The organism is Aureimonas frigidaquae, assembly GCF_001463905.1.
Taxonomy (GTDB): Bacteria; Pseudomonadota; Alphaproteobacteria; order Rhizobiales; family Rhizobiaceae; genus Aureimonas; species Aureimonas frigidaquae.
The window spans coordinates 108,317-128,019 of sequence record NZ_BBWR01000009.1; the positions used below are offsets into that span (position 1 = coordinate 108,317).

12 protein-coding genes are annotated in these 19,703 nt (G+C 65.2%); 4 read left to right on the top strand and 8 right to left on the bottom strand.

Annotated elements, in window-relative coordinates; translation table 11 throughout:
• Positions 1-444 precede the first annotated feature (444 nt).
• The 5 genes from AUL30_RS10475 to AUL30_RS10500 all read right to left on the bottom strand — a co-directional run bounded on the left by AUL30_RS10475 (position 445) and on the right by AUL30_RS10500 (position 6,221).
• Complete coding sequence (locus AUL30_RS10475; protein ID WP_157070066.1) at positions 445-1,740, bottom strand: Hint domain-containing protein; 1,296 nt, start codon at positions 1,738-1,740, stop codon at positions 445-447.
• Positions 1,741-2,475: 735 nt separating this feature from the next.
• Positions 2,476-3,006 (bottom strand): hypothetical protein, encoded by a 531-nt coding sequence (locus AUL30_RS10485; RefSeq protein ID WP_407638278.1) that lies wholly within the window; start codon positions 3,004-3,006, stop codon positions 2,476-2,478.
• Positions 3,007-3,061: 55 nt separating this feature from the next.
• The gene (locus AUL30_RS10490) at positions 3,062-4,132 is read right to left on the bottom strand and encodes a YcjF family protein (protein ID WP_062227834.1); all 1,071 of its coding nucleotides are present in this window, start codon (positions 4,130-4,132) and stop codon (positions 3,062-3,064) included.
• Complete coding sequence (locus AUL30_RS10495; protein WP_062227835.1) at positions 4,129-5,586, bottom strand: YcjX family GTP-binding protein; 1,458 nt, start codon at positions 5,584-5,586, stop codon at positions 4,129-4,131. Before AUL30_RS10495 ends, AUL30_RS10490 begins: the two co-directional genes overlap by 4 nt.
• Before the next feature lie 77 nt (positions 5,587-5,663).
• Positions 5,664-6,221: a SixA phosphatase family protein gene (locus AUL30_RS10500; RefSeq protein ID WP_083507849.1), complete on the bottom strand. Its 558-nt coding sequence runs from the start codon at positions 6,219-6,221 to the stop codon at positions 5,664-5,666.
• A 147-nt stretch (positions 6,222-6,368) separates the two neighbouring features.
• Here AUL30_RS10500 and dksA point away from each other — a divergent pair, with 147 nt between their 5' ends.
• Entirely contained in the window at positions 6,369-6,785 is a 417-nt protein-coding gene (dksA, locus tag AUL30_RS10505) for an RNA polymerase-binding protein DksA (protein ID WP_062227837.1), read from the top strand.
• 77 nt (positions 6,786-6,862) lie between these two features.
• Here the strand turns inward: dksA and AUL30_RS19995 are convergent, their stop codons facing one another.
• Positions 6,863-8,416 (bottom strand): flagellar biosynthetic protein FliO, encoded by a 1,554-nt coding sequence (locus tag AUL30_RS19995; RefSeq protein ID WP_062227838.1) that lies wholly within the window; start codon positions 8,414-8,416, stop codon positions 6,863-6,865.
• Between the two features lie 240 nt (positions 8,417-8,656).
• On the opposite strand from AUL30_RS19995, the gene cckA reads away from it, so the two are divergent.
• From cckA to alaS, 3 genes are all read left to right on the top strand, one after another.
• Positions 8,657-11,188, top strand: a complete 2,532-nt coding sequence (gene cckA, locus AUL30_RS10515) for a cell cycle histidine kinase CckA (RefSeq protein ID WP_062227839.1) — start codon at positions 8,657-8,659, stop codon at positions 11,186-11,188.
• A gap of 201 nt (positions 11,189-11,389) precedes the next feature.
• Entirely contained in the window at positions 11,390-12,451 is a 1,062-nt protein-coding gene (gene recA / locus AUL30_RS10520) for a recombinase RecA (protein WP_062227840.1), read from the top strand.
• A gap of 407 nt (positions 12,452-12,858) precedes the next feature.
• A complete protein-coding gene (gene alaS / locus AUL30_RS10525; protein WP_062227841.1) occupies positions 12,859-15,516 on the top strand; it encodes an alanine--tRNA ligase in 2,658 nt (885 codons plus the stop codon).
• 128 nt (positions 15,517-15,644) lie between these two features.
• Here alaS and AUL30_RS10530 read toward each other — a convergent pair whose 3' ends face one another.
• Positions 15,645-16,520, bottom strand: coding sequence for a D-alanyl-D-alanine carboxypeptidase family protein (locus AUL30_RS10530; protein ID WP_062227842.1), 876 nt, complete (start codon positions 16,518-16,520; stop codon positions 15,645-15,647).
• A gap of 91 nt (positions 16,521-16,611) precedes the next feature.
• Positions 16,612-19,602, bottom strand: a complete 2,991-nt coding sequence (locus AUL30_RS10535; RefSeq protein WP_157070067.1) for an autotransporter outer membrane beta-barrel domain-containing protein — start codon at positions 19,600-19,602, stop codon at positions 16,612-16,614.
• Positions 19,603-19,703: the final 101 nt, after the last annotated feature.

The following is a 19,703-nucleotide window of genomic DNA, read 5'->3' on the forward strand; positions in this document are numbered from 1 at the left end:
GCACCTGACCACCACATTGTCGGACCATTGCTTGTCATCGGCGTACAGCAGATCCCGTTCTGCGTTGCTTACCGACTTCCCGTCGAATATGAGGCGGAAGTACCTATACTTCACATCTTCCCATAACCGTCGTTCTCTGTCATCGCACAGGTGGTCCTCGATCGGGAGGTTCAGGGATAAGCACCGTTCGGCAACGAGGCCTATGCAGACATAGCGCCCATAACGCTCAGGCTGGCTATGCGCCTTTAGGCAGCTTTCTACAATATTGAAGTCTTCCGTATCTGGAAACAGATAACCGTTCGCATCGCCCGCCAAGCAGGCATGTGTCAGAATAGCCGACGATATGTAAGTCAGGAATGCAAAGCGCTTAAGCATGAGTATCGCGGTTTGGTTGGTGTTGTGCAGACGAACAGAATGCACAATCTTCGGATGGGCAGCGCTTCATTACGACACATGACACGGAGATTCGCAGAATGATCCGCTTCGATGGTTTCCCTCCCTCTCTTCTGTGCGTACGGGGATATCTAGCGCGTCCTTCGAACGCGCTAGAACGTAGTCCTCCGGCTTCGGGAGCGATGATGACGCTGTCCAATGAAAGGGCATACCCGGCCTGTCTGCACTAAGACGGAGCAGGCCATCATGACCGATAATACCGTCTGCTTGGAGGATGGTCTCCAAGATCGAGCAATCCATGCCGTCGGCAGTGATGAACCGCGTGCCAAGCCTTAACTGCGCCCGCTCCTTCACGCGCGTAAGGCCGGAGGGAAGCAGCTCCCCGCATACTGCCCAAACGAACTGATCACCGATTGATCCAACCGGGCAATTGGTCGCGGCGCGCACGCAAGATCCGTCTTGAAGCACGATCGCGCCGTCCGCGCGCAGAATATCTATTATTGGAACGTGCTGGCCCTTCAGTGGGCCGTCGGCACAGTAGGTTAGATGACCTGGGGTGATGCCGACGCCGAATAGGTCCAAAACCTTGCGAGAGTGATTTCGGAATAACCTACTGACGCGTCCCGGATGCAGGAACCCATTCTCATCGTATGCAAGCACGACATCGCCAGGTTGGATCTCTTGAATGGGCTTATCCGGGCCATTCCACATGGCGATCTGTGTGTCAGCTATGAAGCAATGTGCAATGATTGCAGCCGCCCCTTTGACCACCAATTCCCATTCATTTGCATCGCCGTTAAAGGCCGCCTTAACGGCGGCGATCGTCTTAGGTCGAGTATCGGAGAGGGCGGATGCTAAATCATTCAGACCATTGGAGCGATTTGCTACCGATAGAGCAGCAGCGATTGCAATGGCCGAATCATCGTGAGAACGGTTGAATACCGTGTCGTCGCCCCACCTTTCTTTGATTGCGTCGAAGAATGAATTTATTTTCTTTAAAAGTACTCCATTCAGATATTCATCTGAATATTTATCGACTATATCTTTGGCATACTGATGATTGCTGATAAGTTCTGATAAGAACGCTTTATCTTCCTTGTATCGCGTCTGCAGATTGCGATCAAGATCGGGTCTTTTGACACCCATGTAGTCGTACAGTCTTATAAACTGTTTGAGATCGATGTCACCGTTGGCTACGGCAGCGTCTAGGATTTCGCCGTAAGCCATTATTCCTTGATCGTTACTCCCGATGTCTAACTGCGGCAGGCCAAACGTAAAGCCTGATGAGTTCCCATGTCTCTCTTTTTCTAGAATGCTATCCTTCACTGCAAGTGTGACACGATACATCTTAGATGTATCGCCACCATGCTCTGTATGAGTCAGAACCAGGCGTATATCTGAAGAACTTATATAATTATTAGACATACTTATATCCCGGTAAGCCATATATATTTTAGTGCCTGCTCGGCATGCTCATTTCTGTAGCACCTGAATGACGCATAGCTTTGACCGATCGATCCCTCTTCCTCTCTTTCAATCTCGTATGCACAATCATCATCGGCCCTGTCATGCAGGTGTTTGTCGTATGAAAGTAGCAAACGACGAGTTTCTTCCGTGTTTGTTTCTCTGTCATAAAGGAGCCGGAAGTATCGAGCCTTCAATGAGGTCCAAACGGTGTCCTCTCTCTCATCACACCAATAGTGCTGCATAGGTAGACTAAGGCTCAGGCAGCGGCTGAAAACCAGGCCGATGCATTGGTAGCGGCCGTAGAGCTCTGGATGGCGGTTCGCGGCAATGCAGCTTTCGATGATCCTGAAGTCCTCGGCGTCAGGCTTATGGAGCTCGTCATCATCGTCAGCCAGGCAACAGGATATCGACATGGCCGATGCCAGAAGCATGTAAAGGATAAAACGCATTGCGAAGCGATACTCACCTTGAACCGGAATATATGTAAGATACATAAATTCATATATCATGTAACTGATTTTTTGCTGGCTTGAGTCGTTTGTTGGGAGCGCAAAAAAGCCCGCCCTACTGGGTAGGGCGGGCGCGAAACGGTCTGATTGTGTTGGGGGCTTTGCGTCAGTCCTGCAAAGCGGTCTGGCGGACGGTGCCGCCGTCGCGTTTGAGCTTCATGCCGATGACGGGGACGAGGTCTTCGCCGACCTTGACGGAAATGGTGACGTTCAGCTCGTCGCGGTCTTCCAGCCGGGCGACCATGGCGCCATTGAGCTGCTTGCGGTCGAGGCCGAAGACCATGCGGTCGCCCTCCACCACGCCGGAGACGATGTCCAGCCCTGCGCCTTTGGCGCCGTCCAGGAAGGCGCCGGTGTAGGTTCGTCCGTCATGAGAGACCCGGGCCGACATCTTCTGCGAGAACAGGCCGACGCGGCAGGAGCCTTCGAGTTGCATGGCGGAGGGGGCCTGGTCCGTGCCGCCCGCCAGATCGCAGGTGAAGCGGGTGCCCTTGTATTTGCCGGCGACGATTTCGCCGGGGCCGACCCAGCGGCCGTTGATGGTCTGCAGGAAGGTGTCGGACGAGCCGGCCATGACGGGGCCGGCGCCGGCGGACAGCGCGGCTGCGAAGGAAAGTCCGGCGGCGAGCTGGCGCAACATGGGCAAAGATCCTCGGGGCGAAAATGCGTAGGCCGATAATCTCGCGGAAGGGTTAATCCTTCCTTTCGCCAGGCTGCGGGTCGTTCACCGTCAGCGCCTTCAGGATGCTTCCGATCCCCGGTCGCTCCACCTGGATGAAGGGCATGGGCCGGCACATATCCATGGCCGCAAGACCGATCCGGGCGGTCAGAAGCCCGTTGACAACGCCCTCTCCGAGCCTTGCGGACAGGCGTTGCGCCAGCCCCTGGCCGACGACCTGCTGGATCAGGCTGTCGCCGATCGCGATCGAGCCGGTTACGGCCAGGTGCGCCAAGACGTCACGGGTCAAACGCACGAGCCCGAGCGTGCCCGGACGCGCGCCGTAGAGCTCGGACATGCGACGGATCAGCCCGACGGTTTCGAACAGGACGAAGGCGAGGTCGACGATCGCCCGCGGACTGACGGCTGTCACCACCGAAACGCGCTTGGCCGAGGCCATGAGCAGGGCTCGAGCCTGGGCATCCAGGGGAACCAGGAGTTCGCGCTCGGCCAAGGTGATCCGATCCCGCCCGTCCATTACATCGTCGCGCGCCTGCGCCAGGCGCTCGCGGCCCGCGAAGGTGGCGGGCTGGTGGGCCAGCATCGATACGAGCTGCGCGGTGACCCGTTCGGCGGCGCGGTCGTCATTGGCGTCGAAGGCGGCTTTTGCGGCGATGCGCTCTTCTTCGACCCGGCGCAGCTTGAGGATGGCGGACAGTTCCCGCCAGACGACACCGACCGCGCCCGTCACCAGTATGGCGGAGGCTGCCGCCGCGGCCCAGCCGAGCCATTCCGCCCGCGCGAAAAAGTCCCGGATCAGGCTGTCCAGGGCAAGACCGGTGGCAAGCGAGACCACCAGGCCGAGGCCCGCCATGAAGAGCTTGCCGAATGTCAGCCTGTGGCGGCGGGGGCGCAGGGCGCCCGGGGCTGCATCGAGGGCGTCGAGCGCCTCACGCTCCAGAGCGTCGTCCGGCTCGATGGACAGGCGCGACAGTTCCCGCACGGCACGCGGCGCGCGGGCCGGGACCGGCTGCGTCACGGCGGTTGCCTCCGGGGGCCGGAAGCTGCGGGGGCCGCGATACGGCATGTCGGGATCGTCGCTCATCGAAGCCTGTCTCCGATCAGGAATTGCAGCGCACGGTCGAGCCGGATATGCGGCAGGGACAGGGTCAGGCCCCGATCGTCGCGCTCCAGGACCGGCGGCCGAAAGCGGACGAAGTTCAACGGATCGAGCCCCTTGCCGTCCGCGCCCTCGGCGAAGAGGCGGGCCGGGTCCTTCGGCAGATCGCCCGGGAAGATCGCCGTCTCGGTTGCCCCGTCGAAAATCTCGCCGGCGATGCGCTCGCCCGCCAGCGGCGTGCCGACGATCACCGGAAGCGTTTCCCGGCCTTCCGTCACCTGGGCTTCACGCGTGGCGCGCACGGCCGCCATGGCCACCACATCGGTCTGTGCGCCCGAGAACTGCGCGCGTTCCGTTGCGCGGGCGACGATTTGCCGGACGACCGCCTCCAGCCGTTTGTGGCTGTCGCGGTGGAGATGGTCGGCCTTGGTGGCTGCGACGAGAAGCCGGTCGATCCGACGGGACAGGAGGCCGCCGAGCCAGGTCGCGCGGCCGGGACGGAAGCAGGCTAGGATGTCCGTCAGCGCGGCTTCCAGGTCCCGGACGGCATCCGGCCCGGCATTGATGGCCTGCAGCGCGTCGATCAGGATGATCTGCCGGTCGAGCCGGGCGAAATGGTCCCGGAAGAAGGGTTTGACGACCACCGTCTTATAGGCTTCGAAGCGGCGGGCATGCACGGCGGCGAAACTGTTGCGCGGCGGAGCTGCGGTGCCGGACGAACCGCCAAGCGGCGCGAAGGTGAGGGCGGGGGAGCCTTCCAGATCCCCCGGCATCAGGAAGCGGCCGGGGGGCAGCGTGGACAAGGCCTTGTCGTCCGCGCGGCAGCGGCGCAGGTATTCGGTGAACAGCGCCGCCAGGCGCTGGCTCGTCGGCTCGTCGGCCGGCGCCATCGGATCGAGTGCGTCGATGGCAGCGAGGAAAGGCCCCGCCAGCGCCGCGCGGCCGGGCAGCCGCGCGCGTTGAAGGGATTCAGCACTGAATGTCTGGAAATCCTTGTCGAGCAGCGGCAGATCGAGCAGCCACTCGCCCGGATAATCGACGATGTCCAGCGACAGGCGGCCCGCGGAGAACAGGCGGGACCAGCCGGAGGCCGACTGGAACTCGATCGTCAGCCGCAGTTCCGAGATGGCGCGCGTCGATTGCGGCCACAGCCGCTCTTCCACCATGGTGCGGACATGGTCCTCGTACTGGAAGCGCGGGACGGCGTCGTCCGGCTGCTCCTCCAGATAGGTCTTGCCGATCCGGCCCGATGCGTAAGCCTCCAGCAGCGGCAGCCGGCCGCCATGCAGGAGGTTGTGGACCAGCGCGCTGATGAAGACCGTCTTGCCGGCGCGCGACAGGCCGGCAACGCCGATGCGCAGGGTCGGATGGAACAGTTCGGTCGCGCGATCGGTCAGAGTGTCGAGCGCGTAGCGCGCTTCATCCGCAAGACTGGGCATGAACCTTCGCAAAACCTTTTGGAGTGTCGACGCGTTGGATCGACCTGGAGGGGCAGATAGGGTGCACGCGCCCGTGCTCACAGTGCCTTGGGTGAAATCAGCTCCACAAGCCGGCCATTGCCGGTGCGCACGCCGCCTTGCCCGATCTCGACAATGGCAAGCGCGCCCGTTCCCAACCCGGCGGCGAGCGGCGCCGGCGTATCGGGGCCGCAGAGCTGCACCAGGAACTCTTCCATGCCGGGATTGTGACCGACGACAAGCGTCGCGTCCCCAGGGCCATCCTGGCCGAGATGGCGCAGATACACCTCCGGCTCGGCCTCGTAGAGGTTCGGCAGCCAGACGATTCGTTCATCCGCAGATGGCAGGCCGATGGCGGCGACCGTCTGGCGGGTGCGTTGTGCGGGAGACGCCAGAACTGTGGAAAAGACGAGCGCCCGCTGCGTAATCCAGTCGCGGATGCGCTCAGATTGCGCCATTCCCTTGGCATCCAGAGGTCGGTCATAATCGCGCTGGCCCGGAACGGGCCTTGCGGCGTGGAAGTGTCTGAGACAATAAAGGCGCATCGATCGGCCGCTCTGCATGCTGCCATCTTGCCGGAAATATGCGTGCTCGCAAGTCGCCAGCGCGCGACACATTTCCTTTGTGATTCCTGATTATAAAAAATTCAACTGGTGCCTAGGTTTAGGGCACTTACTTCATTCGGCTGGGCAGCCGCATTTGAACTTGTAGGCCTTCTCGACGGAAGCTATAAGCCAGTCCTCGACGGTGATAGAGGAAGCGAAATGAGCGAAACTCTGCAGATCGGAGGCGAGCTTCGGGAGGGCGAGCCTTTCATGAACGACCGTCAGCGGGACTATTTCCGGAAGAAGCTCATGGCCTGGAAAGGCGAGATCCTCCGCGAATCCCGTGAAACGCTCGAAGCTCTCGCCAGCGACAACCCGAACCTGGCCGACGCCGCGGATCGCGCCTCGTCGGAGACGGACAGGGCCATCGAGCTGCGCGCGCGCGACCGTCAGCGCAAGCTGATCTCCAAGATCGATGCGGCGCTGATGCGCATCGAAGATGGAACCTATGGTTACTGCGAGGAAACGGGCGAACCGATCAGCCTGAAGCGGCTGGATGCGCGGCCGATCGCCACCCTGTCCCTCGAAGCCCAGGAGCGCCATGAGCGCCGCGAGAAGGTCTATCGCGACGAATAGACGGCCAACCGGCCATCCCGACGCAAGAACTCAAAAGGGCCGGCGCAAGCCGGCCCTTCGTCATTGTGGCAGGCGCGTCAGCGCCGCTCCGGCGGATCGAGGGTGAAGTCCTTCAAGAGCGCGTCCATTTCTTCTTCCAGGCTCATCATGCGCGGCTTGGCAGCGGGCGCATCCTGGGTCCTGTCATCCGCGGCCGGGCGCAGGGCCGCCTCGCCGGGCTCCTTGCGGTCCGATGCGGGCAGCGGAGCCTGGACCGGCGCCGGAGCCATGGGACGCGGCGGGAAGACCGGGCTCGTATCGGGGCCCGTCTGGCGGCCTTCGGCGCTCAGTTCCGCCATCAGAAGCGCATCGATATTGGCATCGTCCTGCGCGGGCTTGGCGGCCGCCGCCTCGGCCGGCCGAGATGCCGGGGCCGCCGGAGCCGTCTGTGCCGCTGGGGCCGCCGGAGCCGCCTGTGCGGCCGGGGCGGATGGTGCTGCAGGGGCCGCCGGTGCCGATGGGACGACATCGGCCGGAGCGTTTACAGGCGCCGCCGTTGGCGACGGCCGGGCCGGGGAGGCAGATGCCGGCTGCGCAGGCTGAGCGGGGGAAGGCTGGGCGGGGGAAGGCTGGGCCGGGGACGCCTGGGGCGCCGGGAAGCGATGCTCGGACTTATGGTTCTGCACGCTCGTGGCGAAGCTCTTCACCTGAAGAGGGCCGGATGCGGAAGCCGGCGCAGCGGGGGCGCTTGGCTCCGCGCGCGGCGGCTCCTGGCGCGCCGGCTCCGCCCGAACCCCGGCTTGAGCCGGGATGGCGGGGTCCGCACGCTTGAGCGCCTCGTTCGGGCCAGGCTTTGGCGCATCGGCCGTCACGGCAGGCGCTGCATCCGCCGGGGCCTGAGAAGGCTTGTCCGCCGGGCCGGACGACGCCGCTTCGGCGACGACCGGCTCCGTGCGGGTTGCGGGCAGGGTCGGCGTTGCCATGCTGCGGGGCTGAACCGGGGCGGGACGCGGCACGGGCGGTTGCACCGGTACCGGCGCCGCGGTGGGCGCGGCAGCCTGAGCGGGCGCCTGAGCGGACGCCTGCGCGGGGCGTGACAGGGGCGGCTCGCTCCGGCGGGGCGCCTCGGCCGCGGGGGCGGATCGGGCAGGGCGCAGCGGAGCCTGTCCGGCGCTCACCGCAGGAGCAGCGGCAGCCGGTGCGGGTTGTGAGGGGGCCTCTCGGGGCGCATCCACGCGCGCGGTGACGACCGGCGGCGGGGTGCGCGCTTCGACGGGCCGGGGCGCGGGTTCGGCTGCGTGCTGCTGGGGCTCAGGCTGGAAGCTCGGCTCCACGCGGCGCTGACGTACGGGTAGGCGGGTGATCCCGGCTTCGACGACCAGATCGTTCGGGCCGCCGATCATGACGAGATGTTCGATCTCGTCGCGGCGCACCAGGACCAGCTGGCGCTTCTGGTCCACCTGGGCGACATCCAGCACCGCAAGGCGGGGCGCACCGGCGCCGCGCCCGCCGAGCCGGCCGCCGCCCACCATGCCGCGGATGAGCGCGACGAGAAAGTAGAGAATGATCACCGCAGCGGCGATCGTCAGGATGGCGACGACGACCGTCGCGATTCCTTCTCCGCCCAAAGCGTTCGCAAGCCCTTCGAACATTGTGCCAGTCTCCCTGGTCCTGGATTGTCGCCGGGTTGCAGATGCCCGTCGTCAACCTTTACAGCATAGTCGGCAGGCAGGATCGCCGAAGGGCTGTCCTTTCGCCTGTTCCCGGTTCATGTGACGAAATTGCCGCCGCTTCAAGGGCTACGACAGTTTCATCGCGTATAATACCGGGAAGTGCTGAACAATATCTTTTAGAGCACAGGGGTGCTCCACCGAAGGCGGCTGGCGAGGACGATGACTGCTGACGCGCGATCCCAGACCCGCAAGCCGCTGATCGACCGCAGCGCCGGCCGTGCCGGCGTGTGGCGGATCCTGGCGCTGTTCGCCTTCGTGCTTGTGGTGGCGGCGGCCCTGGCGCTGGCCGGGCATGTATCGGGCGGAATCGCGGTCCTCGGCATTTTTGCGGTTCTAGCCGGCATCGGCATCGTGGCCTGCTTTGCGCTGGCGCTCGGCTTCCTGCAACTGTCCAACCGCGTGTCGGACGGCGAGCTGGGACGCGACTTCCTGGACGATTTCCCGGTCGGCACCTTGATGACGGATGCCAAGGGGCGAATCGTCTATGCCAATCGCGCCTATGCGGCCGTGACCGGCATGCGCGGCCTGCGCGATGCGCAAACGCTGGAGCAACTCCTCTCGCGCGAGGCGGAGGCGGCCGAGGCCGTCTACCGGCTGGCCAATGCGGCCCGCGACGGCAATCCCCTTCAGGAAGAGTTCCGCCTGTCGCGCACCTTGAGCGATGGCGAGGGGGCGGGCTGGTACCGCGTCGGCGTGCGGCCGCTTGAGCGCGGCGGCCGGGCGTTGAATGTCTGGCAGGTCGCCGACATCACCGAGGAGCGCGCCGAGCAGGAAAGCTTCTTCCAGGAGCTGCAGAACGCCATCGACTATCTCGACCATGCGCCGGTCGGCTTCTTCGCCTCCTCCGCTTCGGGGTCGATCGTCTATCTGAACGCGACGCTCGCCGGATGGCTCGGCTTCGATCTCGCGAGCTTCGACCCCGGGAGCATGTCGGCCGCCGATCTGGTGGGGGAGGAAGGCCGCGCCTTCCTGGCCGCCACCGCCGAGGGCGAGCCCGGGCGAATCCATGTCCTCGACGGCGATCTGGTGACGCGCAAGGGGCAGCGCCTGCCGGTGCGCCTGTTGCGCCAGGCGCGCGCAGCGGGAGAGGATCGGCTGGGGCATATGCGCACGGTCGTCCTGAACCGGTCTTTGCGCAGCGACAGTGATGGGGACGCTCCGGAAAAGGTGCTCGTCCGCTTCAACCGGTTCTTCAATTCCTCTCCCATGGCCATTGCATCCCTGAACCGGAAGGGCCAGGCGACCCGCGCCAACGCTGCCTTCGCACGGCTGTTCGGCGCCCCGGTGGCGGCCGGCGGCGCGCCGCTGGAGGACGCGCTGCGCGCGGAATACCACGATGCCTTCCGGAACAGCCTGGAAGCGGCCTGCGGCGGACAGGCCGGAATCCCCTCGCTCGATGTCGAGATTGCCGGGGATGCCACCCGCTCGGTGCGGCTTTACTTCAGTGCGGTCTCGGACGTGACGGACGATTCCGACGAGGCGGCCCTTGTCTACGGGATCGACTTTACCGACCAGCGGGCGCTCGAGGAACAGTTCGCCAAGGCGCAGCGCATGCAGGCGATCGGCAATCTGGCCGGCGGCATCGCGCATGATTTCAACAACGTGCTCACCATCATCACCGCCTCGGTCGACTTCCTGCTCTTGAACCATCGCACGGGCGATCCGTCCTTCCAGGATCTTCTGCTCATCAAGCAGAGTGCGAACCGCGCGGCCTCGCTGGTGCGGCAGCTTCTGGCCTATTCGCGCCGTCAGACCATGCGCCCCAAGATGCTGAACCTGACCGACGTCGTCGCGGACATGCATCTTCTTTTGAAGCGCATCTCGGGCGATCTGGTGAAGCTGGAACGCCACCACGCCCGCGACCTCTGGCCCGTCATGGCCGATATCGGCCAGTTCGAGCAGGTCATCACCAATCTGGTCCAGAACGCGCGGGACGCCATGAGCGATGGCGGGCGGATCGATATTTCCACCCGCAATGTCGCGGCAGGCGAGGTGGCGGGCTTCGCCTATCCGGAATTGACGCTGGGCGACTACGTGCTGGTGGAGGTGGCCGATACGGGGTCCGGCATGCCGCCGGAGGTCGCGGAGCGGATCTTCGAGCCCTTCTTCACCACGAAGGATATCGGCAAGGGGACCGGGCTCGGCCTCTCGATGGTCTATGGCATCATCAAGCAGTCCGGCGGCTACATCTTCGTGGAGTCGCGGCCGGGCGAGGGAACCGTTTTCCGCATCTTCCTGCCGCGGCATATTCCGGCGGAGCCGGCCCTGGCCGCCCCGGAAACGGCGGCCACGGTGCAGCAGCCGGGCAAGATGGACCTGTCCGGAACCGCGACGATCCTGCTCGTGGAGGACGAGGATCACGTGCGCGCCGGCAATGTGCGCGCGCTGAAGATGCGCGGCTACGATGTCCATGAGGCATCGTCCGGCGTGGAGGCGCTGGCCGTCATGGAGGATCTCGGCGGACGTATCGACCTCGTCGTGTCGGACGTCATGATGCCGGAGATGGACGGGCCGACGCTCCTGCGGGAAATGCGCAAGCTGCGGCCGGAACTGAAGTTCATCTTCGTTTCGGGCTATGCCGAGGACGCCTTCGCCAAGAACCTGCCGGAGGGGGCGCAGTTCGGCTTCCTGGCCAAGCCCTTCTCGCTCCGCGACCTTGCCGTGGTGGTCAAGCAGATCCTCGACGAATAGGCCGGCGGCGCGGCGATTCGCCCGCCCTCCGCCTTTACCCTTTCTTATGGATCGATCGGGTCGGACTTGCGCGAATCACAACCGCAAATCTTAGAACAAATCGGGATCATCCATTGTAAAACCGGAACAAAAAGAGTACATCTGAGCCATGGCGGAAGCGTTGCGCGTCCAGACGCCGCGTGAAATAAGGACCGAAGGCCAATGGCTCAGAATTCACTTCGTCTCGTTGAGGATGCTTCCGTGGACAAGAACAAGGCGCTCGACGCCGCGCTTTCGCAGATCGAACGCGCGTTCGGCAAGGGTTCGATCATGCGGCTCGGCGCGACCGAGAAGCTGGATGTCGAAACCGTGTCGACCGGCTCGCTCGGGCTCGACATCGCGCTCGGTATTGGTGGCCTGCCCAAGGGGCGCATCGTCGAGATTTACGGCCCGGAAAGCTCGGGCAAGACCACGCTGGCGCTCCACACCGTGGCGGAAGCGCAGAAGGCCGGCGGCATCAGTGCCTTCGTGGACGCCGAACATGCGCTCGATCCGGTCTATGCACGCAAGCTCGGCGTCAATCTGGACGATCTCCTGATCTCGCAGCCCGATACGGGCGAACAGGCGCTGGAAATTGCCGATACACTGGTGCGCTCCGGCGCGATCGACGTTCTGGTGATCGATTCCGTGGCCGCCCTGACGCCCCGCGCCGAGATCGAGGGAGAGATGGGCGACGCGCTGCCGGGCCTGCAGGCGCGCCTGATGAGCCAGGCGCTGCGCAAGCTGACCGGCTCCATCTCCAAGTCCAAGTGCATGGTTATCTTCATCAACCAGATCCGCATGAAGATCGGCGTCGTCTACGGTTCTCCCGAAACGACGACCGGCGGCAACGCACTGAAGTTCTACGCCTCCGTGCGGTTGGATATCCGCCGCACCGGCGCGATCAAGGACCGCGAGGAGATTACCGGCAACCAGACCCGCGTGAAGGTGGTCAAGAACAAGCTGGCCCCGCCCTTCAAGCAGGTCGAGTTCGACATCATGTATGGCGAAGGCGTATCCAAGATGGGCGAACTCGTCGATCTGGGCGTCAAGTCCGGCATCGTCGACAAGTCTGGGGCCTGGTTCTCCTACAACAGCCAGCGGCTCGGCCAGGGGCGCGAGAATGCCAAGAGTTTCCTGCGCGACAATCCAGCCATCGCGGCCGAGATCGAGAGCGCGATTCGCCAGAATTCCGGCCTGATCGCCGAAAAGCTGCTGGAGATCGGCGAGCCGGAAGAAGATTGATCTTCGATCCGCACGACGTGCTGGTAAAAGACCAGACCCGCCCGGACCTCCGGGCGGGTTTTGCGTTTTGAGGTGGCGGGCGCGCGCCAACGGCCGGGCGTCGGCGCACGGTCCCGGTGGGTGGCGGGCGGGCGGAACACGATCTGCGGCCGCGCCGTGCGGTGAAGGAACAGGCGCGAAGCGCAGGCCGCGCAACGCGCCATCCTCCCGGACTATTGCCGTTCGATGGCCCAGTGGCTTGCCCGGGGTTCGGCCGGCAGGCGCTCCGTCCGGCGGGCGAGCGGGCAGTGGTTTGCCGCGCACCAAGCATCCGCGATGCGGCAGCACGGGCGATTTCAGTTGAGCCCGGACCGCGTGAGCGTGTATCGCTCTCCGGGCAATGGAACAGCCATTCAGGGACCAATTGTATGAACGGCGTGAACGATATCCGGTCGACCTTCCTGAACACGTTCGGGAAGCATGGGCATGAGCAGGTCGCATCCTCGCCGCTCGTGCCGCGCAACGACCCGACCCTGATGTTCACCAATGCCGGCATGGTGCAGTTCAAGAACGTCTTCACCGGGCTGGAGAAGCGGCCCTACAGCCGTGCCGTCACATCCCAGAAATGCGTGCGCGCCGGCGGCAAGCACAACGATCTCGACAATGTCGGCTACACGGCCCGGCACCACACCTTCTTCGAGATGCTGGGCAACTTTTCCTTCGGCGACTATTTTAAGGAAACGGCGATCGAGCTGGCCTGGAACCTGATCACCAAGGAATTCGGCCTGCCCAAGGACAAGCTGCTCGTCACCGTCTACCACACGGACGACGACGCAGCCGATTACTGGAAGCGTGTGGCGGGCCTGTCGGAAGACAGGATCATCCGCATCGCCACCAGCGACAATTTCTGGGCCATGGGCGATACGGGCCCCTGCGGCCCCTGTTCGGAAATCTTCTTCGACCACGGACCCGGCATCTGGGGTGGCCCTCCCGGCAGCCCGGAGGAAGACGGCGACCGTTTCATCGAGATCTGGAATCTCGTCTTCATGCAGTTCGAGCAGCTGGCAGGCGGCGAGCGCATCGCGCTGCCGCGTCCCTCCATCGATACGGGGATGGGGCTGGAGCGTGTCGCCGCGGTGCTGCAGGGCAAGCACAACAATTACGACACGGACCTGTTCCGCGAACTGATCCGCGCCAGCGTGGACATTATCGGCGCGCCGGCGACGGACGCCGCCGTGGCGAGCCACCGTGTCATTGCCGATCACCTGCGCGCGACGGCCTTCCTGATCGCCGACGGCGTGCTGCCGTCCAATGAGGGGCGCGGCTATGTGCTCCGCCGTATCATGCGCCGCGCCATGCGGCACGCCAAGCTTCTCGGCGCGCGTGAGCCTGTGCTCTACCGCCTGCTGCCGACGCTGGTGGCCGAGATGGGCCGCGCCTACCCCGAGCTCGTGCGGGCCGAAGCGCTCATTTCCGAAACGCTGAAGCTCGAGGAAAAGCGCTTCCTGGCAACGCTGGATCGTGGCCTTGCCCTGTTGAACGACGCGACGGACAATCTCCATGCCGGCGACATGCTGGACGGCGAGACGGCCTTCAAGCTGTACGACACCTATGGCTTCCCGTTGGACCTGACGCAGGACGCGCTGCGTGCCCGCAGCATCCATGTGGACATAGCGGGATTTGAAGATGCGATGGCCCGCCAGAAGGCGGAGGCCCGCGCAAGCTGGGCCGGCTCCGGCGAAGTGTCGGACGAGGGGGTCTATTTCGGCCTGCGCGAGCGCTTCGGCGCGACGGAGTTCCTCGGCTACGATACGGAAGCTGCCGAGGGGCAGGTGCTGGCCATCGTCGAAGCCGGGAAGGAGGTCGCGCAGGCGGCCGCCGGCCAGGACGTGGCGGTCATCCTGAACCAGACGCCCTTCTATGCGGAATCCGGCGGGCAGGTCGGCGATACCGGCGTCCTGCGCGCGGATGGCCTGCGCTTCGAGGTGTCGGACACGCAGAAGGTCGCGGGCGGGCTCTTCATCCATCGTGGCCGCGTGACCGAGGGCACGCTCAAGCCCGGCCTTGCCGTGGAGCTCGACGTGGATCACGGCCGACGCGGCAGCATCCGTGCCAACCATTCGGCCACGCATCTCCTGCATGAAGGCCTGCGCGAAGTGCTGGGCACCCATGTGGCGCAGAAGGGATCGCTCGTCTCGCCCGACCGGTTGCGTTTCGACTTCTCCCATCCAAAGCCCTTGGATACCGAGGAACTGGCCAGGGTCGAGAGCCTTGCCAATGCCGTCGTGCGACAGAACGGCTCCGTCGAAACGCGGCTCATGGCCGTGGACGATGCCATCGCGCTGGGCGCCATGGCGCTCTTCGGTGAAAAATACGGCGACGAGGTCCGCGTGGTGTCGATGGGCACCGCCGAGCGCGAGGACGGTAGCACCAAACCCTATTCGATCGAACTGTGCGGCGGCACCCATGTGCGTGCGACAGGCGATATCGGCTTGGTCCACGTGCTGGGCGAAAGCGCCGTCGGCGCCGGCGTGCGCCGCATCGAGGCGCTGACGGGTGATGCCGCACGGGCCTATCTCCAGGAGCAGGATCTGCGCGTCCGCCGGCTCGCCGGCGCCCTGAAGGTCGGCGCCGCAGAGGTGGTGGAGCGGGTCGAGGTGCTGGTCGAGGAGCGGCGCAAGCTCGAGCGCGAACTCGCCGATGCGCGGCGCAAGCTCGCCCTTGCCGGCGACGGCGCCGCATCCGCAACCGCCCCGCGCGACGTGAACGGCATCGCTTTCCTGGGCCGGGTTCTGGACGGCGTGCCGGCCAAGGACCTGAAAGGCATCGTGGATGGCATGAAGCAGTCCCTGACCTCCGGCGTGGTGGCCGTGGTCAGCGTCACGGACGGCAAGGCGAGCATCGTGATCGGCGTGACCGAGGATTTGACGTCCAAGGTCAGCGCCGTGGAACTCGTGCGCGCAGCCTCTGCCGCCGTGGGCGGCAAGGGCGGCGGCGGCCGTGCCGACATGGCACAGGCCGGCGGGCCGGATGGCGACAAGGGGCAGGACGCTGTCGAGGCCGTTGCGGCGGCCCTTCAGGGCTGAGCGCAGGCTGTCAGGAAGACCGGCTGCGCGGCTCAGCGCGGCCACACTGCCGACGAAGGATGCAACGCTTGGAGCGCGCGGTGCCCGACTGTGCGGGGCATTGCTAGGCGGCTACCGTGCGGGGGTGGTCAGAACCAGGTTTCCAGGAGTTCGGTGACGCGCGCGTCCCGCGCGCGGCCGGTTTCCCCGCCCATCACCACGACGATGAGGCGCTTGCCGCCGCGTTCGGCGGTGGCCACGAGGTGGAAGCCGGATGCCCGTATATAGCCGGTCTTCATGCCGTCGACGCCGCGGACCTTGCCGAGCAGCTTGTTGGTCGCCTCGTAGCGGCGGCCGTTGAAGGTGAACTCGCTGAGGCGGAAGAAGCCCTGATAGGCCGGGAAGCGCTGACGCACGGCGAGTGCCAGAAGGGCCATGTCGCGCGCGGTGGAGATCTGCGCCTCGTCCGGCAGGCCGGACGCGTTTGCGAAATGGGTGCGGGACAGGCCGAGCGCGCGAGCGCGCTGGTTCATGCGCTGGACGAAAGCCTCTTCCGATCCGCCGAGATTTTCAGCGATCACGGCGGCCACGTCGTTGGCCGACCGCACCGCAAGGGCCGTCGCCGCCTCACGTGCGCTGATGCTGCTGCCGGCGGGCAGGCCGAGCCGGGCCGGCGGCTTCATCGCCGCGGCCGCGGACACGGTGAAGGGCGTTTCCAGAGAGACTTGACCGCTGTCGATCGCTTCGAACAGGAGATAAAGCGTCATCAGCTTGGTCAGCGAAGCCGGATAGCGCAGTTCATTGGCGTTCTGCTGCCACAGAATGCGCCCTGTCGCAGCGTCCAGCACAAGCTCCGACCGTCCACGTTCCTCCACCGGGCCGAGCGATACGGGCGTGGCGAGGGGGCGGCCCGTCGACGGTTCGACGTTGAGCACTTCCGTGCTTCGGCAGGCGCTGAGCGCAAGCCCGATCGCAAGGACGATGGCAACGCGGCTGAAGAACCGGGACCGGGCGGCTTGGAACATGGCTGACTTTCGCGGGCAATTCGAGCTGTGGCCGTTCAAGCTCTTGTGCCAGAGCTTGCCTAAGAAGGCACTAAGACAAGGCCGCTTTCGGTCAGAAGCGGTAGCTCGCATCCACCATGCCGCCATGCCGGTCGACGCCATCGCCCAAGCTCCCGAAATAGGATACGCCGAAGCGCAGGCTGCGCGTTATGTCGACCGCGATCCCGGCCTTCAGGCTGACGCTGTCCTCTCCCACCGGGGTGCCCTGCGCCTCGAAGGGAAGCCCGCCCAGGAAGGCAAGCTGCGCTGCAGGCACGCTATCCCCGAAGGCGTGGTTCCAGGCCGCTTCCGCATAGACTTCCCCGGCAAGTCTGCCGAGCGGTGCGCGCAATCTTGCACCGAGAGACGAGAAGGTGACGTTCTCGCGTCCGCTGGCGACGCTCAAGGCGGCATCGCCCCCGCTTTCCGCGAAGGCATCGGTATCGACCATGACGTGCGTCACCCCGACGAAGGGTTCGAGCAGCATGATCGAAACGGGCAGGGCGTAGGCAAGTTCGGCAAAGGCTGAGGCCGTGCTGGCATCGTAATCGGCGTTGAGCGTATCCCCGAAGAGCGGGAAGGCGATGCTGCGCTGCGTCGCCACGCTGTGCCAGCCATAGGTGCCGCCAGCGCTCAGGCGAAAGCCGTTCCACTGCGCACCGCCATACAGGCCGAGGAGGAGACTGTCGGTATCGGCCGTGGAGCCGCGGGCCGCGACATCGAAGGAGGAGCGGCCATACAGGGCCGCAGCGCCCAGAAAGGCCCGTTCGCCAATGGCCGCGTCCAGCCCCGCCATAACCCCGCCCTTACGCACATCGCCCTCAGCGGCATTGCCGTCGCCCGCGCGTGTGCCGCCATCGCCGAAGCCGGCGGCCCAGGCGCCAAGGTCGTGGACGCGCGTGGCCTCACCCTGCAGCGGTGCCGCCAGGCCAGGCTCCATGCGCTGCGCGCGGGCCAGCATGCCCTGCTGCAGCATTCGGTTGGTTTCCATCAGCTCGGTGCGAAGGCTGGCATGGACTTCGCCCGACAGAAGATCGAAAGCCTGCCGGGCATTGTCGGCGTTGCCGGACAGGACGGCCCGCTGCGCAAGATTGGCGGCCGGCGCACTGTCGAGACCCGCGCCCGCATTGCGCTGGTTGAAGGTGGCGCCCACCGCCGCGAAGGGCAGGCTGTTGCGTGTGAGCCCGAGCAGCGCCGTCGTGCCCGTATAGGCCAGGACGGGATCCAGGAAGGCATAGTCGGACTGGACCGTGCCGAAGGTTCCGGTGAGCCCGCCATCGGCGGACAGGATCGCCGTTGCCGGTCCCGGCGTATAGAGGCCGAACTGGGTGATCCTCAGCCCGGCGCCGTCGATGCTCGCCGCGCCTGTCACGGCAAGGGAATCGGCCGCGGAGCCGGTCGTCTCGACCAGGTAGACGCTGCCGGGCGACAGGGTCAGATCCCCGGCGACGGACAAGGTGCCGATGCCGGGGCCGGGCGCGACGAAGGCGCCGGACAAAAGAGTGATCGGACCGGCGGTGCCCGTGCCGGTCAGGCCGGCGCCACCCTCTACCGTGAGGGCCGAGAGTGGCAGCGCGCCGTCGAGCTGCAAAATGCCGGCCGCGACCCGCGTCGGCCCGAAGATGGCGCTGTCCCCGGCAATGACGAAAGTGCCGGTGCCGATCTTCACGATGCCACCTGCACCGGTGAAGAGCCCTGAGAAAACGCTGGACGCGTTACTGCCGCCCAGCGTCAGGATGTTGGCTGCCAGATCCACCTGGCCGCCGCCGGCGAGCGAGCCGATCGTCTGATCGAACCCGGCAATGTCCAGGAGCGCGCCGGGCGCGACGGTCACATCGGACAAGGGTGCGAAGGCGCCGGCATTGGCCGCCTGCAGCGTGCCGGCTGCAACGATGGTCGGCCCCGTATAGAGGTTCACGCCAAGAAGGCGCAGGGTCCCCGGCCCGACCTTCTGCAGGGAGCCTCCGACGCCACCGGCCACGCCGCCATCGGCAAAGCCGCCGACCGTGGTGTCCAGCCCGTTGCTGCCGACCGTGACACGGTTGGCGCCCAGGAAGATCTGCCCCGTGCCGAGCAGGGAGCCGAAGCTCGTGCCGCCATTGGCGAGCGCCGAGATGTCCAGGATGGCCCCGTCGTCGAGCCGCATTTCGGCCGCCCCGCCCGAGGCATTGCCGGCGAAGCTGGTGCGCCCGCCGGTCTGGGTCTGGATCAGCGCATCCGCTGCCGTGGCGCTGCCCGAAAAGGCGAGCGTGCCGCCATTGGTGATGTCGGCCGTCCCGGCGCTGGCATTGCCGCTCAGGGCGATGCTGCCGGAGGCGTTGTTGGTGATGGTGGCGCCGGCAAGGCTGGCGGTGTCGGTTGCGGTCAGGGCACCATTATTGGCGATGAAGGCTGCACCGGCATTGCTGTTGCCGGACAGGGCGATGCTGCCGGATGCATTGTTCGTGATGCTGCGGCCGGATGCCGTGCTGGAGCCCATGAAGGCGACGACACCGCTATTGTCCAGGAGGTTCTCGCCGGCGACGGCGGCGCCGTCGAACTCGATCCGGCCGGTCTGGTTGTTGGTGATGACCGCATTGCCCGCCGTGGCATTGCCCCGGAAGGCCGCAAACCCACTATTGGCGATGACGGCGCTGCCCGCAGAGGCCCCGTTGTCGAAGGTCAGCGTGCCGGCACCGTTGTTGACGATGGTCGCATCACCGGCCGTTGCTGTATCGACAAAGGCAGTTGTGCCGTTGTTGGTCAGCGCGGCAGAGCCGGCCGTGCTGGCGCCGGAGAACTGTGCCGACCCACCGCTGTTGGTGATGATCTGCGCGTCCCCCGCGCTCGCACTGTCCTGGAAGCTGACGGACTGCCCTTCATTGCGCGTAATCTGTGCATCGCCGGCATTCTCGGTGCCCGAATAGACGATGACGTCACTGTCCGTGATGGCGAAGGGGGCAGCGCCGGATTCGGGCGACATATCGAAGGGCGCAGTTTGCGCAAAGGCCGCCGGGGCGATCGCCACCAAAGCCGAAGCCTGAAGCGCCAGCCGCATGCCGCACCGTGTCGCACGTCGAATCATGCGGACCCCTCCACCGATCGTTAACTACTATGGGTAGCAGGTAACGCTTTAGGCTACGATGCTGGAACGAGGCGTGAGGACGCCACGGTGTCCGTTTTGGG

What these genes read in the sequence shown, in the direction of transcription:
- alaS (WP_062227841.1), top strand. Translation starts at nt 12,859, where the DNA reads ATGAACGGCGTGAACGATATCCGGTCGACCTTCCTGAACACGTTCGGG.
- AUL30_RS10495 (WP_062227835.1), bottom strand. Translation starts at nt 5,586, where the DNA reads ATGCCCAGTCTTGCGGATGAAGCGCGCTACGCGCTCGACACTCTGACC.
- AUL30_RS10475 (WP_157070066.1), bottom strand. Translation starts at nt 1,740, where the DNA reads ATGTATCGTGTCACACTTGCAGTGAAGGATAGCATTCTAGAAAAAGAG.
- cckA (WP_062227839.1), top strand. Translation starts at nt 8,657, where the DNA reads ATGACTGCTGACGCGCGATCCCAGACCCGCAAGCCGCTGATCGACCGC.
- AUL30_RS19995 (WP_062227838.1), bottom strand. Translation starts at nt 8,416, where the DNA reads ATGTTCGAAGGGCTTGCGAACGCTTTGGGCGGAGAAGGAATCGCGACG.
- dksA (WP_062227837.1), top strand. Translation starts at nt 6,369, where the DNA reads ATGAGCGAAACTCTGCAGATCGGAGGCGAGCTTCGGGAGGGCGAGCCT.
- AUL30_RS10490 (WP_062227834.1), bottom strand. Translation starts at nt 4,132, where the DNA reads ATGAGCGACGATCCCGACATGCCGTATCGCGGCCCCCGCAGCTTCCGG.
- AUL30_RS10535 (WP_157070067.1), bottom strand. Translation starts at nt 19,602, where the DNA reads ATGATTCGACGTGCGACACGGTGCGGCATGCGGCTGGCGCTTCAGGCT.
- recA (WP_062227840.1), top strand. Translation starts at nt 11,390, where the DNA reads ATGGCTCAGAATTCACTTCGTCTCGTTGAGGATGCTTCCGTGGACAAG.
- AUL30_RS10500 (WP_083507849.1), bottom strand. Translation starts at nt 6,221, where the DNA reads ATGTGTCGCGCGCTGGCGACTTGCGAGCACGCATATTTCCGGCAAGAT.
- AUL30_RS10530 (WP_062227842.1), bottom strand. Translation starts at nt 16,520, where the DNA reads ATGTTCCAAGCCGCCCGGTCCCGGTTCTTCAGCCGCGTTGCCATCGTC.